The sequence below is a fragment of the Novosphingobium barchaimii LL02 genome, from assembly GCF_001046635.1.
GTDB classification, from domain to species: Bacteria; Pseudomonadota; Alphaproteobacteria; order Sphingomonadales; family Sphingomonadaceae; genus Novosphingobium; species Novosphingobium barchaimii.
The window spans coordinates 551,580-567,081 of sequence record NZ_KQ130452.1 but is presented as its reverse complement, the minus strand read 5'-3'; the positions used below and the strand labels follow the sequence as shown (position 1 = coordinate 567,081).

General features: G+C 65.1%; 14 protein-coding genes. 7 read left to right on the top strand and 7 right to left on the bottom strand.

What is annotated here, in order from left to right:
* Positions 1-104 precede the first annotated feature (104 nt).
* From V474_RS02915 to V474_RS02895, 5 genes are all read left to right on the top strand, one after another.
* Complete coding sequence (locus V474_RS02915) at positions 105-1,136, top strand: hypothetical protein (RefSeq protein WP_059150030.1); 1,032 nt, start codon at positions 105-107, stop codon at positions 1,134-1,136.
* A 105-nt stretch (positions 1,137-1,241) separates the two neighbouring features.
* Positions 1,242-2,921, top strand: a complete 1,680-nt coding sequence (gene ettA, locus V474_RS02910; protein ID WP_043975238.1) for an energy-dependent translational throttle protein EttA — start codon at positions 1,242-1,244, stop codon at positions 2,919-2,921.
* 208 nt (positions 2,922-3,129) lie between these two features.
* A complete protein-coding gene (locus V474_RS24765) occupies positions 3,130-4,053 on the top strand; it encodes an RcnB family protein (protein WP_236710564.1) in 924 nt (307 codons plus the stop codon).
* Positions 4,054-4,198: 145 nt separating this feature from the next.
* A complete protein-coding gene (locus V474_RS02900) occupies positions 4,199-4,864 on the top strand; it encodes a prolyl hydroxylase family protein (protein WP_059150029.1) in 666 nt (221 codons plus the stop codon).
* A gap of 2 nt (positions 4,865-4,866) precedes the next feature.
* Complete coding sequence (locus V474_RS02895; protein WP_236710550.1) at positions 4,867-6,741, top strand: DUF885 domain-containing protein; 1,875 nt, start codon at positions 4,867-4,869, stop codon at positions 6,739-6,741.
* On the opposite strand, the gene V474_RS02890 is transcribed toward V474_RS02895, so the two are convergent.
* The 4 genes from V474_RS02890 to V474_RS02875 all read right to left on the bottom strand — a co-directional run bounded on the left by V474_RS02890 (position 6,684) and on the right by V474_RS02875 (position 10,085).
* The gene (locus tag V474_RS02890) at positions 6,684-7,214 is read right to left on the bottom strand and encodes a DUF1003 domain-containing protein (RefSeq protein ID WP_059150028.1); all 531 of its coding nucleotides are present in this window, start codon (positions 7,212-7,214) and stop codon (positions 6,684-6,686) included. The genes V474_RS02895 and V474_RS02890 overlap by 58 nt on opposite strands.
* Positions 7,214-8,827 carry a lysine--tRNA ligase gene (locus V474_RS02885; protein WP_059150747.1) on the bottom strand — a complete coding sequence of 538 codons (1,614 nt, stop codon included), beginning with the start codon at positions 8,825-8,827 and terminating at the stop codon, positions 7,214-7,216. Before V474_RS02885 ends, V474_RS02890 begins: the two co-directional genes overlap by 1 nt.
* Before the next feature lie 278 nt (positions 8,828-9,105).
* The gene (locus V474_RS02880) at positions 9,106-9,399 is read right to left on the bottom strand and encodes a DUF2218 domain-containing protein (RefSeq protein ID WP_059150027.1); all 294 of its coding nucleotides are present in this window, start codon (positions 9,397-9,399) and stop codon (positions 9,106-9,108) included.
* Complete coding sequence (locus V474_RS02875; RefSeq protein ID WP_148649298.1) at positions 9,396-10,085, bottom strand: PadR family transcriptional regulator; 690 nt, start codon at positions 10,083-10,085, stop codon at positions 9,396-9,398. The genes V474_RS02880 and V474_RS02875 overlap by 4 nt, the downstream gene beginning before the upstream one ends.
* Before the next feature lie 258 nt (positions 10,086-10,343).
* Between V474_RS02875 and V474_RS02870 the strand changes: the two genes are divergently transcribed.
* Positions 10,344-13,061: an ATP-dependent DNA helicase gene (locus V474_RS02870; protein ID WP_059150026.1), complete on the top strand. Its 2,718-nt coding sequence runs from the start codon at positions 10,344-10,346 to the stop codon at positions 13,059-13,061.
* A gap of 30 nt (positions 13,062-13,091) precedes the next feature.
* Positions 13,092-13,649 (top strand): SixA phosphatase family protein, encoded by a 558-nt coding sequence (locus V474_RS02865; RefSeq protein ID WP_059150025.1) that lies wholly within the window; start codon positions 13,092-13,094, stop codon positions 13,647-13,649.
* 11 nt (positions 13,650-13,660) lie between these two features.
* Here V474_RS02865 and V474_RS26060 read toward each other — a convergent pair whose 3' ends face one another.
* From V474_RS26060 to V474_RS02855, 3 genes are all read right to left on the bottom strand, one after another.
* Positions 13,661-13,816: a hypothetical protein gene (locus V474_RS26060; protein ID WP_169794998.1), complete on the bottom strand. Its 156-nt coding sequence runs from the start codon at positions 13,814-13,816 to the stop codon at positions 13,661-13,663.
* Positions 13,817-13,819: 3 nt separating this feature from the next.
* Positions 13,820-14,842, bottom strand: a complete 1,023-nt coding sequence (rsgA, locus tag V474_RS02860; RefSeq protein ID WP_059150024.1) for a ribosome small subunit-dependent GTPase A — start codon at positions 14,840-14,842, stop codon at positions 13,820-13,822.
* A 205-nt stretch (positions 14,843-15,047) separates the two neighbouring features.
* Positions 15,048-15,485: a MerR family transcriptional regulator gene (locus V474_RS02855; protein WP_059150023.1), complete on the bottom strand. Its 438-nt coding sequence runs from the start codon at positions 15,483-15,485 to the stop codon at positions 15,048-15,050.
* Between the last annotated feature and the right edge of the window lie 17 nt (positions 15,486-15,502).

Below are 15,502 nucleotides of genomic sequence, written 5' to 3'. Positions count from 1 at the left end.
CGGTAAGGTCCTGCCAAGGTGCGGTTAGGCGCCTCCCGTGTCGATGTGGAAAAGCGGCGCGCGGGCTACTTGCGGTAAGCCATCCCAGCGAACACAACCGCGCCATGTTAGCCTCGCTCTCTCGCCTTCAGGCTCTTGTCGTCCTTGCCGGGCTGGTGCTGCTCGCGGCGCTGGCGCTCACTATCCACGCTGAGCCAGGCGGCACTGCGATTACCGGAAGCGGCACATATTCCGACGTGAAGCTCTACGTCGACATCGCCCAGGCCGTGAGCCGCGGCGAGGGCTATTACCACGCCGCCACCCGCCTTCACCGCGCCCACGGCTTTCCCACCAGCCCCTTCGTCACCGTCCGCTTGCCGACCCTCGCCTGGATCGAGGCCGCGCTGGGGTTGAAAGCCGCGCACCTGCTGCTGGGCGCCCTGCTGGCGATCACCGCCCTCGCCTGGTACGCGATGTTGCGGCCGCTGGGCAGCGCCGCCGAGAGGCTGGGCGCGCCACTGCTGGTTCTCGTCGGCGGCGCCATGGTGGCCAGCGCCAATCTGGTAGTGACCCATGAACTGTGGGCGGGCGTCCTCATCGCGCTGGCGACGGCGCTGCTGGCGCGCGGCCTGTGGGTTCCCGCGCTTCTCATCATCGCCTGCGCACTGGCGATCCGCGAACTGGCGCTGCCTTTCGTGCCCATCGCGGCATTCTGGGCTCTGCGCGGCGGCAGAAAGCGCGAGGCGGCTGGTTGGATCGCCCTGCTCGCTGCCTATGCCATTGCGCTCTATCTGCACAAACTGGCGGTTACGCCTTTCTCGCTGCCGGGCGATGCTCTTTCACAAGGGTGGGGCGGGATGCGCGGGCCCGCAGCGCCCTTGCGGGATGTCGTGGACGTGACCCTCCTCAACCTTCTGCCGCCGCCGCTGTCCTATCTCGTCGCGTTGCTTGCACTGACGGGCTTTCTGGGCGCGCCCACTCCGCTGGCGCGGATCGCCCTGCCCTGGCTCGGCGCCGTCGCGGTCCTGCTCGCCGGCTTCGCCCGACCGGTGAATTTCTACTGGGCGATCCTTGCAGTGCCGATGGTGACCGCTGGGCTGGCCTTCGTGCCCCGCATGGCGCGCCAACTGGTCGAAGCCCTGCGCCGACCCGCCTGAAGCGCGCCTCGCTCGATGCCCGCCCATCTTGCGGGCGCATGTCCGGGCCTGTAAGGGCCGTTGCCAAGAACTCCTATATCGTATTCTTCCATCCAAAGGACGCCCATGGCCGCCCAATACGCATACGTCATGAAGGGCATGACCAAGACCTTCACCGGCGCTCCCAAGCCGGTACTCAGCGACATCTCGCTGCAGTTCTACCAGGGTGCCAAGATCGGCATCGTCGGTCCCAACGGCGCGGGTAAATCCACGCTTATCAAGATCATGGCCGGCATCGACACCGACTTTACCGGCGAAGCCTGGGCCGGTGAGAACATCACCGTCGGCTATCTGGAACAGGAGCCGGAGCTGGACCCGACCAAGTCGGTTCTGGAAAACGTCAAGGACGGCGCGCGCGAAACCGCCGACCTCGTCGACCGTTTCAATGAGATCTCCAACATCATGGGTGATCCGCCGGAAGACGTCGATTTCGACGCGCTGATGGAGGAAATGGGCGACCTGCAAGGCAAGATCGACGCCGTCGACGGCTGGACGCTCGACAACCAGCTCGAAATCGCGATGGAAGCGCTGCGCTGCCCGCCGGGCGACTGGCCGGTGGAAAGCCTCTCCGGCGGTGAAAAGCGCCGCGTCGCGCTGACCCGCCTGCTGATCCAGAAGCCCTCGATCCTGCTGCTCGACGAACCGACCAACCACCTCGACGCCGAATCTGTCGAATGGCTGGAAAACCACCTCAAGGAATACGCGGGTGCGGTGCTGATGATCACCCACGATCGCTACTTCCTCGACAACGTGGTGGGCTGGATTCTCGAACTCGATCGCGGAAAGTACTTCCCCTACGAAGGCAACTACTCGACCTACCTCGAGAAGAAGTCCAAGCGCATGGACCAGGAAGACCGCGAGGAATCCGGCCGCGCCAAGGCGCTCAAGGAAGAACTCGAGTGGATCCGCCAGACCCCCGCCGCGCGCCAGACCAAGTCCAAGGCGCGTATCCGCAAGTTCGAGCAGCTTCAGGATGCCCAGGCCGGCCGCAAGCCCGGCAAGGCCCAGATCGTCATCCAGGTGCCCGAGCGCCTTGGCGGCAAGGTCATCGAGGTCAAGGACGTGTCCAAGGCTTACGGCGACAAGCTCCTGTTCGAGAACCTCTCGTTCATCCTGCCGCCGGGCGGCATCGTCGGTGTGATCGGCCCGAACGGCGCGGGTAAATCCACGCTGTTCAAGCTCATCACCGGCAAGGAAACCCCGGATTCGGGTTCGATCGAGATGGGCTCGACCGTCCACCTCGGCTTCGTCGACCAGAGCCGCGACCACCTCGACCCGAAGAAGAACGTCTGGGAGGAAATCTCCGAGGGCGCCGACTATATGACGGTCAACAAGCACGAGATGTCGACGCGGGCCTACGTGGGCGCGTTCAACTTCAAGGGCGGTGACCAGCAGAAGAACGTCGGCAAGCTCTCGGGCGGTGAACGCAACCGCGTCCACATGGCCAAGATGCTCAAGCTGGGCGGCAACGTCCTGCTGCTCGACGAACCGACCAACGATCTCGACGTGGAAACGCTGGGCGCGCTGGAAGAAGCCATCGAGAACTTCGCGGGCTGCGCCGTGGTCATTAGCCACGACCGCTTCTTCCTCGATCGTCTCGCCACCCACATCCTCGCTTTCGAGGGCAACAGCCACGTCGAATGGTTTGAAGGCAACTTCGCGGCCTACGAGGAAGACAAGCGCCGCCGTCTGGGCGACGCTGCCGACCGTCCGACCGCTCTGGCCTATAAAAAGCTGACGCGCTGACCGCTTGCGCGGCTCAGCCCGCGCTTGCCGCCACATGAAACAGGCCGCCGTTCCGGAACCGGGACGGCGGCTGTTCATTTTCATAATTGTGAAAATGAACGACGAGCAACACTGCGGTTAACGTCCGCGACAGCGGGGGTGTTTTATTAGGTGTTCCACGATGAGCCGCAATCGCCGTCCGGCGAATTCGGTTTTGGAGACCGGAACAATGGCAAGAACTATAAAGATAAAAGCAGGTGTACTGTTCACGGCCGGCGCCATGGCGCTGGCGGTAGCGGGGATGTCCACGCCCGCCTTCGCGCAGCGCGGCGACGGTGATCGCGGGGAACGCGCCCAGCGCGAAGCCGCGCATCCCCAGCCTCAGCCCCAGGGCCAACCGCAGGCACGCGGGAACGATGGCCAGCGTGGCAACTGGCGCGGCAACGCTGGTCGACCCCAGCAGCAGGTGGACCGCCAGCAACAGCGCCCGCCGCAGGGCCAGCAGGCAAGCCCCAACGAAATCCGCCGCAACCTGCCGGGTTGGGCTGGCGGCACCCGTAACGGCGAGCCGGTAAGCCGCACCAACCCGCCGCAAGGCAACGTGCGCGTTGATCGCGGCGGTGACCGCAACAACGGCCGCGGCGATAACCGCGACCGTGACCGCGGTTCCTCATGGCAAAATAACAACGACCGCCGCGATGACAATCGTGACCGTGGCTCGGGCTGGCAGGGCAACAACGATCGCCGCGGAGAAAATGACCGCTGGCGCGGCAACGGCAACAACAACGACCGGCGCGGAGACAACGACCGCTGGCGCGGCAACGGCAACAACCAGAACCGCAACTGGGACAGAAATAGCTGGCGCCGCGACAATCGGTATGATTGGCAAAGCTATCGCAGCCGCAATCGCTCCACCTACCAGATCGGGCGTTATTATGCGCCTTACCAAAACTATTCGTACCGGCGCGTGGGCATCGGCTTCTCGCTGGGCTCGATGTTCTACGGGAACCGATACTGGGTGAATGATCCGTGGCAGTACCGTCTGCCCGCAGTTTACGGTCCCTATCGCTGGGTCCGCTACTACGACGACGTGGTGCTGGTGGATACCTACAGCGGCGAAGTGGTCGACGTTATTTACGACTTCTTCTGGTAGGCGTCAGGAAAAGCTGAAAACGAAAGACCCCCAGGTCCGATGAGCCTGGGGGTTTCCTCGGAAAAGCAGCCGCCGGTTACTTTTCACCAGCTGCGGCACGACCCGCAATTGATCTGCAGGGCATCGCAGGTACTCTGCCCGGTAGATGACGATAGCCGCCCATCCCGACCGCAAGGCCCTCGCCCGGATAGGCGCCAGCGTCCGCGAAAGGCTCGCCGGTGAAACCTGCGTACGGCGCCTGCCCGATGAGCGCGCGGAAATCTACGCCATCGACGACTTTCTGCCGGTCCTTGCCTGTATCCACCTGATGGCGGCGATCGATGCCGTCGCCTGCCCCTCCAGCCTGATTGACGGTACAGACTGGCCCGACTACCGGACCAGCTTCTCAGGCGACCTCGATGCGATGGACACTTGTGTGCAGGATCTGGAGACACGCATCTCCATCTTGACCGGCATCGCTTCTGCCTGCGGAGAATCCGCCCAGGGCCAGCGCTACCAATGCGGCCAGTACTTTCGCGAGCACTGTGACTGGTTCGACACCGACTCGCGATACTGGCGGCGCGAGCGGCATTGCGGCGGGCAGCGCAGTTGGACGGCAATGGTCTATCTCAACGCCGTCGACGAAGGCGGCCTGACCGACTTTCCCCGCATGGAACTGAGCATCCCCCCGCGCTCAGGAACCCTGCTGCTGTGGAATAATGCACAGCCTTGCGGTGCTCCCAATCCCTGGACGCTGCACGCGGCCAGACCGGTGGTGCGGGGCGTGAAATACGTCGTCACCAAGTGGTTCCGGGCGCGCACCTGGCAATGATAATGCGGAAAGGTTCGAAGATCGCGGCACTGGCCCTTGCCAGCGCCCCTGCGGCGCTACCGGGAACGGCTGCTCTCGCGGCTGCCCCTCAGATCGCCGCAGAGGCCCCTTCCAGCGCACAGACCTCGGCCAGCCTCCTGCGGGACCTGTTCGCCGACGATGCCGCTCGGGAAGAGGCGCTCGACCCGCTCGCCGCGCTCTATCGCGGCGATATCGGTGACGTCGCCGACCTCGCCCGCATCTATACCGATGCCCTCGCGCGCGACCAGCTGTCGTCAGCGCGCCGCAGCCGCAGCACGCTGACGACAATCCAACGTGCCGACCTGCCAGCCGACCTTCAGATTTCCTATGATGTTTTCGCCGCCCGCAAGGACGAGGAACTTACCGCGCTACGCCCGGAAGTACGCGCGCTGACAGACGTGCGCCCTTTCAACCACTTTGGCGGCCTGCATGTCGAGTTTCCCTCGCTCATCGCCCCCGGCGGCGTCATCGCCTATGCCGATGAGGACGACTACGCGCGCGCCCTCGCGCTCTACCGTGTCTTCCCGCAAATGATCGACAATGCGATCTTGCGTTTTCGCGAAGGGCTGACCAGCCAGGTGATCGAACCGCGCCTGACGGTCGAGAACATGATCGCCCAGATCGACGCGACCCTCGTCCGCAGTGGAAAAGATTCGCCGTTTCTTCAGTCGCTGGACAAGTTCCCGGACGCGGTGCCCGAAAGCCGGCGCGCTGCCCTGCGCACTTCGATCACAGCCGCCGTCCATGACGAGGTCCTGCCCGCCTACCGCCGCCTGCGCACCTTCTTTGCCGAGGAATACCTGCCCGCAGCGCCACCGGGTGTGGGCCTGTCACAGATGAAGGGCGGCGCGCAGCTTTACCGCACGCTGATCCACCGCGAGACGACGTTGCCGCTGAACCCGGACGATGTGCACAGGCTCGGCCTGTCCGAAGTCGCACGCATCCGCCGCGAGATGGAAGGCGTGCAGCGCGAACTGGGCGGCACGGGCGATCTTGGCGCCTTCTTCGACCGGATGCGCGACGATTCCCGTTTCCACCCGAAGTCAGCCGAGCAACTGGCCCAGGGCTTCGCGCGCATCGAACGCGAAGTCGATGCCGCCCTGCCGCGATACTTTTCGCAAGGCCCTGCCACACCCCTGCTGATCGAGCCCTACCCCGCCTACCGGGGCCGCTTCGAGGCCGGGGGTTCCTACGCCGAAGGCTCACCCGAGCGCGGTCGCCCCGGCGTGTTCTTCTTCAACACATACGACCTGCCGCACCGCTTCCTCAGCGGCATGACCACGCTCTACCTTCACGAAGCCTTGCCCGGCCATCACCTGCAGGTCACCTTGGCCCGCGCCAATGCCGACCTGCCGCCGTTCCAGCGCTACGGCGACAATAGCGCCTTCGTTGAAGGCTGGGCGCTCTACGCCGAGACGCTGGGCTATCCCATGGGCCTCTATGCTGACCCGCTGCAGCACTGGGGCACACTCGACGACGAGATGCTGCGCGCCATGCGTCTGGTGGTCGATACCGGAATCCATGCGCAGGGCTGGTCGCGCGCCGAGGCAATCGACTACATGCTGGCCAATTCAGGGATGGGCCGCAGCGATGCCGAGACCGAAGTCGATCGCTATATCGCGATGCCGGCACAGGCGCTGTCGTACAAGATCGGCGCCCTCACCATCCAGCGCCTGCAAGCCAAGGCGCGGGCGATTCTGGGCGACCGCTTCGACATTCGCGGCTTCCATGCCGCCGTGCTGGGATCAGGCTCGCTGCCCCTGCCGGTTCTGGAAACAGTGGTCGACCGCTGGATCGCTCACGTGTCCGCGCCGCCCCTTGCCGGGGAGCAGTCAGCGAGAAGTTCGAACAGGTGATCCATGCGCTTGTGCAGCCGGATGATCTCCATCTGCGTGCGCAAGTTGACTTCGTAGTCGTGGCGGGCGGCGATGCGATCCTTGTCCGAGGCGCGGTTCTGGCTCATCATGATGACCGGCGCCTGGATCGCCGCCAGCGTCGACAGCATCAGGTTGAGGAAGATGTAGGGGTAGGCATCGAAGGCATGCAGCCCGAACATTTCCAGGACGCTGCTGTTGATCAGCATCCACCCGAACAGCACCGCGCCAAAGGCGATGATGAAGCCCCACGAACCGCCGACGGCAGCCACCCGGTCCGCCAGCTTGTCGGCGAAGGTGGCGTGAAGCGCGGCTTCCTCCTGCGCATCCGGGCCCATCAGGGTGCCCGACGCGACGCGTTCGAGCACACGCCGCTCCTCATTGTCCACGTCGACCAGCTTGCGGCCGAGCAGTTCCTCGCAGAGTTCCTCGGGGGACCGGGAGACGCCGTCCATCAGGCGGCGCTCAGTGCCTCAGCAATCAGTTTGCGCGTTTCGGGCACACCGTAAAGGGCGATGAAGCTACCCATACGCGGCCCCTGAGGCGAACCGAGCAGAGTTTCATAAAGCGCCTTGAACCAGTCGCGCAGGTTCTCGAAGCCGTAAGCCTCGTTCTTGCCGATCTCGTAGACGGCGTTCTGCAGGTCTTCGGCGGTGACATCTGCACCGGCAGCGGCAAGCTGCGTGTCGAGGGCTTTCAGCGCCTCGGCCTCGTTCGCGGACGGAGCCCGGCGCTTGAGGGTCGGCGCGATGAAATCGCGGTTGGTCGCCAGCGCGGCGCGCACCATGTCCGCCAGCGCGGGGTGCGCCTCGGGATTGGCGTCGGCCACGTAATTGCCGAGATACGACCACACCTGCTCCGCCGTCGCATCCGCGCCCAGCACGCCGACAAGGTTGAGCAGCAGCGCGAAGGTCACCGGCACGGTATCGCCCGCGCCCGGCTCGTCGCCATTGGTGCGCAGCAGGTGCCAGACCGGGTTTCCGAGCTGCTTGTCGAGCGCCTGGCCCGCCAGGTTGCCCCGGAACTGCCAGTATTCGTCGACCGGCTTGGAGATCACACCGACATGAAGCTGCTTGGCGCTCTTGGGTTCGCGGAACAGGTAGAAGCCAAGCGAATCCTCGGTGCCGTAGGTCAGCCACTGGTCGATGGTCAGGCCGTTGCCCTTGGACTTGGAGATCTTCTCGCCGTTCTCGTCGAGGAACAGTTCGTAGATCAGGCCTTCGGGGCGCTTGCCGCCAAGGATCTGGACGATCTTGCCCGACTGGGTGACCGAATCGGTCAGATCCTTGCCGCACATCTCATAGTCGACGCCCAGCGCGTACCAGCGCATCGCCCAGTCGACCTTCCACTGCAGCTTGGCCTGCCCGCCGAACGCGGTTTGCTCGATGACGGTGCCGTCCTCGTCGGTAAAGCGGATCATGCCGGTGGCGGCGTCGAGTACCTCGACCGGAACCTGAAGCACCACGCCGCTGGTGGGCGAGACCGGCAGGACCGGCGAATAAGTCTTGCGGCGCTCTTCGCGCAGGGTCGGCAGCATGACGCCCATGATGCCCTCGTAACGGGCCAGGACGTTGCTCATCGCGGCATCGAAACCGCCCGAATTGTAGCGATCGCTGGCCGAGACGAATTCATAGTCGAAGCCGAAACGGTCAAGGAAATCGCGCAGCATCGCATTGTTGTGATGCGCAAAGCTCTCATGTGTGCCGAACGGATCGGGAATGCGGCTGAGCGGCTTGCCGAGGTTGGCGCGCAGCAGATCGCCGTTCGGAAGATTGTCTGGCACCTTGCGCAGCCCGTCCATGTCGTCCGAGAAGGCGACGAGCCGCGTCGGCGCGCCGCCGGTCAGCGCTTCATAGGCGCGGCGCACCAGCGTAGTGCGCAGCACTTCCTGGAAAGTGCCGATATGCGGCAGGCCCGAGGGGCCGTAGCCCGTCTCGAACAGCACTGGCAGCGGCGTACCGTCAACGGCCGTTTTGCCCTGCGGATACCGCTTGAGCAGCTTCTGGGCCTCCTGGAAGGGCCAGGCCTTGGATACGCGTGCGGCTTCTATCAGGGCATTTTCAGTCATGGCCGCGCTCATTGGCGAAAAGCGCGATTTTCGCAAGGGTGGAGTCGTTTTCGGGAATGCGGTGTCGCAGCTATCCGCCCAAAGATATTGTCACCCTGAACTTGTTTCAGGGTCCATCCCGCCGCCAACCGGGGATTGAAAAAGCAAGCCGTTGGCGCGGCAAGCGCACCCACGTTTCCTCGTCAACCGCGCGATGGATCCTGAAACAAGTTCAGGATGACGCGGTGTATAGTTGGGAGGTGGGGACCGGCGGGCACGCTGGCCCGCCCTTGCCCCTATCACCCCTCGCGCCAGGACCACTCGTAAGTCAGCGGCGCCTCGCGAAAGGCGAAACGGTCGATGTGGTTCGCCACCACGCCCGTCAGCTTCTCCACATCCTCGCGGCTTTCGCCGGTGATGGCGATGGCGATGCCGCTATCATCCGCGGTCATGGTGGCAACGGCGGTGGGGAAAGTCACCGTACCGGTATCTCCCTCCATCTGCGTTTCCAGCTTATGGCTCCAATGGTTGCACAGCTGCTTCACGTACTTGCCGCCGCTGGCCGTCTTCACGTTTGCTGCGATGGTGTTCATCCTTCGATCCTTTCGATCTTGCGAGTTGCCTCGTCGATGGCATCGGCCACCTTGAGGACCAGTTCGCGGTCCGCGCCGTCCTGCGAGAGGCGGTCGAACATCGCGGTCTTGAGCGCATGCATGGCGCGGCGCACCGGCGCAGGGTCCACCTTGTCGCGCTGGGCGGCAAGCGCGGTGAGGCGCTCCTTGAGTTCGGCAGCCTTGGCGCTGTCCGTCTCGGCCCTGGCGCGGCCCTCGTCGGTCAGCGCGAACGCCTTGCGCGAGGTTTCATCGGCGACTGGCGCGATCAGGCCCGATTCCTCCATATAGGTAAGCGCGGGGTAGACCACGCCGGGGCTGGGCGCATAGTCGCCGCCCGAAAGCGCCTCGATCTCGCGGATCAGGTCGTAGCCATGACGCGGGCTTTCCGCGATCAGCGCAAGGAGCAGCGTCTGCAGTTCAGCCTGATCGAACAGACGCTTGCGGCGTCCACCGCCGGGGCCACCACGACCGCCGCCATCGCGGCCACCGCCGGGACCACCCGGCCCCATGCCCCACCCGCCGCGCCCGCCGGGGAAACCTTCCCCGAACCCGCCGCGACCGCCGAAAGCGCCGGCGCCCATCAGGCCCCGCACCATGGCATGTTTGCCGCGCCGGCCGAGCACTGCACGGACTTCATCCACGCCCTCCTCAGCCCTGGCCATCATCGCGGCCATCAGCGTCTCCCTGTCAAACCCATGGCCATGGCCATGACCGAACCTGCGGCCCCTGCGGCCACGTCCGTGGCCGCGCTCCAGTGTGTTGTCTTCATTTCTCATTTGACGTTCCACATTTCTCATGATGGATCTAAGATATATCTAGAATGATTTCTTGCAAGAGCCAAAAATGTATCGGCCTGTAATTTTTGCGTGAGCATCCCCGCCCCCGCCGTTCCCAAGGCGCCACACCGTCCCTAAGACAGCTTTATGGCCGCCCTGCCCCTTCCCGCACTTCATGCCAGTCACAGCGGTTGCTGGCGGCGCGATGGCGGTTCGACGCGCACGATCTCCAAGGGCGAGGCCGTGACGGTGGCTGCGGACACGCCGCAGCTGATCCTGAACGCCCCGCTGCTGGCAACGCGGCTTGGCTATCCCGACCTGGCCGGGCTGGACCTGCTGGAGCTTTACGCCTTCATCCATCCGGCGCGCTTCGTGGTGCCCACACCCAAGGGCCTCGCCCATGCGCTGGGCCTGACCGAGCCAACCGGAGACCCGGACGTCCCCCGCCTGCTTCAGGAAGCAGCAGGCGCCTTGCTCGAAATGTGCGAGAACGATCAGTGGCCCGAGCGTGAAGGCGCATGGACTGCACTGCAATCGCTCACCAAGATGCGCTGGCCGTGGTCAACCCTGCTATCCGCCCGCGTCCGCCGCCCCGAACGCGCCGAGCGCTGGCTGTTCACCCGCCTGCCCGAATGGGAGGAAACCCCAGAACCCGCGCAGCCCCGCCAGATCGTTCTGGAAGACGAGGCCGTCCTGGCCCGGCTGGCGCAATTGACCGGATCGAGCGCCGAGCAGCGCCCTGGCCAGCGCGCCTACGCCGCCGAAGCCGCGCACGCCTTCGCCCCGCGCGAACGCTCGGGCCGCCCGCATGTCCTGCTGGCACAGGCCGGAACCGGCATCGGCAAGACGCTGGGCTACCTCGCCCCCACCTCGCTGTGGACCGAGCAGTCCGGCGGCACGGTATGGGTTTCCACCTATACCAAGGCGCTGCAACGCCAGCTCCGACAGGAAAGCCGCCGCGCATGGCCGGAACGCCGCGCAGACGGCACCCGCCCGGTCGTGGTGCGCAAGGGGCGCGAGAATTACCTGTGCCTGCTCAATCTGGAGGATGCGCTGCAAGGCGGCTATCAGGGCCGCGCGGCGATCCTGGCGCAGTTGGTGGCGCGCTGGGCCGCCTATAGCCGCGACGGTGACATGATCGGCGGCGATCTGCCGGGCTGGCTGGGCACCCTTTTTCGCCAGCGCGGCATCGCCTCGCTCACCGACCAGCGCGGCGAATGCGTCTATGCCGGCTGCCCGCATTACCGCAAATGCTTCATCGAGCGCGCCACCCGCGCCAGCATCGGCGCCGACCTGGTGATCGGCAACCACGCGCTGGTGATGGTCAATGCCGCGCGCGGCCGCGACCCTGCCTCGCGCCCCACCCGCATCGTCTTCGACGAGGGTCACCACGTTTTCGATGCCGCCGATTCGACCTTTGCCGCCGCCCTCACTGGGGCCGAGGCGATCGAACTGCGCCGCTGGGTGATCGGCCCGGAAAAGAACGCACGCGGCCGCCGCCGGGGCCTTGCCGCGCGCCTTGCCGACATCGCCAGCTATGATGAGGTCGGCGGCAAGGCCATTACCGACGCACGCGCTGCCGCAGAAGCCCTGCCGGGAGACGGCTGGATGCAGCGTCTGGCAGAAAACGCCGCCTCTGGCCCGCTGGAGGAACTGCTCTCGGCGGTGCGCGCCACCGTCTACGCCCGCGACGAAAGCGGCGGTCAGGACGCCGGCTATGCGCTGGAAACCGAGGCGGCCGGGCTGGAGGGCGCTTTCGTCGAAGTATCGCAGGCCGCGCGCATGGCGCTGGTGGAACTGCGCCAACCGCTGATCCGGCTCGGCATGAGGCTGGAAGCGTTGCTGGAAGAACCGCCGGACTGGCTCGACGGCCCCGGCCGCGCGCGGCTGGAAGGTGCCCGCCATTCGCTGACATGGCGCATCGATACCCTTGCCGCGTGGGAATCGCTGCTCAACCGGCTGGGCGGCGCGGCCGATCCCGAATTCGTCGACTGGCTGGCGGTGGACCGGTCCGAGGCGCGCGAATACGACATCGGCATCCACCGCCGCTGGCTCGACCCGATGAAGCCTTTCGCCAAAGTCGTGCTCGAACCGGCGCACGGCGTGATGCTGACTTCGGCCACGCTGCGCGACGGGGAGAACTGGGACAAGGCCGTGGCCAAATCGGGCGCGGCGCAGATCGACGTGGCGCCGCGCCTCTCCGCGCACCAGAGCCCGTTCGACTATGCCGCGCAGGCCGAAGTGCTGATCGTCACCGATGTACCCAAGGGCGATATCCCGGCTTTAGCGGGGGCTTACGGCCGCCTTATCGAGGCATCGCAGGGCGGCGCGCTGGGCCTGTTCACCGCGATCCGCCGCCTGCGCGCAGTCCACGGCCGCATCGCCGATCGTCTCGCGCGCGGCGGATTGCCGCTTTACGCCCAGCATGTCGACCCGATCGATACTGGCACGCTGGTCGACATCTTCCGCGACGATCCCGCCGCCTCGCTGCTGGGCACCGATGCCTTGCGTGACGGGGTGGACGTGCCCGGCCATTCGCTGCGCCTGGTGGTTATGGAACAGGTGCCCTGGCCGCGCCCTTCGATCCTCCACCGCGCACGGCGACTGGCGAACGGAGGTAGCGCATACGACGATTCCCTCATCCGCGCGAAGCTGGCGCAGGCCTTCGGGCGTCTGATTCGCAGCCGCGAGGACCATGGCCATTTCGTGGTGCTGTCCCCTGCGTTCCCCTCACGCCTGCTCTTCGCCTTCCCGCAAGGCACCCCGATCCGGCGTATTTCGCTGGAGGAGGCTTTACATCGCGTGGTCGCCCATGCTTCAGGGTCACCGGCGGTCCCGGCCGAAGACACGCGGCCGCTGATCTGATCCCTCGCCTGCAGGAACTGGTTCGCAATCATGAAAACCCTGGGCATTTTCCGCCACGCCAAATCGGACTGGAACGATGCGCGCCTGCGTGATTTCGACCGGCCACTCAACAAGCGTGGCCGGGTTGGCGCGGGCGTCATGGGCAAGCATATCCGCGATTATGGACTCGAGAACCTGGTGGGCTGGAAGCGCATTCTCGCATCCCCCGCCGTGCGCGTGACCCAGACCATCGAACTAGCCGGAGAAGCCGCAGGCGAAACCCCGCCGATCACCTGGGACCGGCGCATCTACCTCGCCAATTCGGCGACGCTGATCGAAGTGCTGCGTGAGCAGGACGGCGATCCCCGCTCCATCATGCTGGTGGGCCACAATCCGGGTCTGGAAGACCTGATCTTCGACCTGGTGCCAGATGACGGCTCAAACCCGCTGCGCGACGTGGTGGAGGACAAGTTCCCCACCGCCGCCTACGCCGTGATCCAGCTCGATATCGAGAACTGGGCCGATCTGGCTGAAAACTGCGGGCGACTTGTCCATCTGGTCCGCCCGCGCGATCTGGACGCCTCGCTGGGACCTGACCTGAACGACTGAACAGGCGGGGATCAACCCGCCTTCTTGGCCTTGTGCTCAGCCAGCAGCTTGTCCAGTTCCTCGATCCTCAGCCGCTCAGGCGTGCCCTTGGCTAGGCCCTTCAGGCGGCAGGCGGCCCACAGGCTCTTGCGCTCGGATTCCAGAGCCTTGAGATATAGATCGGCCATACGTTACTTCCTTTTTCCGGCGCCGCGCGTGCGGCTGCGCCGCTCCGCCAGGCTGTCGGTATTGACGATGTCCTCGGCAGACAGCTTGCGCCATCGCTCAAGGCGGGTGAGTGTCAGCGTGCCCTGCGCCATGGCGGCCTGAATGGCGCACCCCGGCTCGGCCTCGTGACCGCAGTTCGTAAAGCGGCATTCCAGCGTCAGGGCGACGATATCGTCGAACACCTCCGCAATGCCCGAGGTGGCATCCGAAATCTGGAATTCGCGCATGCCGGGGGTGTCCATAAGCCACCCCCCCTGATCCAGCCGGTGCATCTCGCGCACGGTGGTCGTATGCCTCCCCTTGCCGTCGATTTCGCGTACCGCCTGGGTGAGAATGCTGTCCGAACCGCGCAGCGTGTTAACCAGCGTCGACTTGCCCACACCTGACGAGCCCAGCAGCGCAACCGTCTCGCCAAGGCCGCAGCGCCCCGCAAGGCGGGCCACACTGGCGGGATCGCGCGCGTTGACGAGTTCGACCTGAAGGCCCGGCTGCAATTCGCACGCGGCCTCACGAAACGCTTCAGGATCGTTGGTAAGATCGATCTTGGTGAGCACCACGACCGGCGTCACCCCAACTTCGCGCGCAAGGACCAGATAACGCTCCAGCCTCGGAACACTGAAATCCTGGTTGCAGGATGCAACGATGAACAGCGTGTCGACATTGGCAGCGATGAGCTGGATGCTGCGCCCATGCCCCGGGGCCGGACGCTTGAACAGGTTCACGCGGGTCAGGATACGCATCACTTCCTGGCTATCGCGGTCGATAAGCAGCCAATCGCCAACCGTCGGACGATCTTCCTCGCCCTGAGAATTGGAAATGCGGGGTGAAATCATCGCCTCCAGCCCCTCGCCCGCGACCGCGATCATGCCGCGATGGACGGCCATGACGCGAACCGGCTGGCACTGCTGGTCTTCCTCGGCCGACACCTGAGTGCTGAAAACCGGCTTCCAGCCAAGATCGGCGAGAGTGGGAACATTCACTTCCATGAGACTGCGGCAGCGACTTTCTTTTTCGACCCCGGCCAGCGGGGAAAGGACCGGCAGGCGGCCCGGCGATGCCCGCGCGCTATTGCGCACCGCACCCCCTGCCGCCCCAGGCATCCACGGCGCATACAGATCAATGGGTCGGTTGGATATGGCGGCATGCAGCGGGTCAGCACTTGCCCGCATGACAGGCTGACGGGCGCGCCGCTCAGGCTGCTGCCAGCCCCGCTGCGAGAGCAGCGCGAATCGCGGCAAGTTTTCCGAAGAACTCTTCGTCGCCCGACATGGCTGCAATTTCAGGAACTGCTTCCGAAATACTTGCATTAGGCTGCAATACCTGGTCCGCAATCACCTTCTCGGCGCCGCGTAGCGTGTAGCCCTCGCGGTGGACGAGATGGTCGATCTGGGCAATCAACGCCACGTCCTCAGGCCGGTAATACCGGCGCGAACCGCTACGCTTGATCGGACTCAGAGCGGGAAACTGTTCTTCCCAATACCGCAGGACATGAGGACGAATTCCGAGCGCCTTGCCCACCTCGCCAATGGTGCGCAGCGCTTCCGGGTCCTTGCCATCTTCGAACAACGGCGTCGAGCCGTAGATCGCCTTGTGGGCAACCGGGTCGGAGTTGATGTCTGAAACGCTCATACCTGCCTTATCCCGAA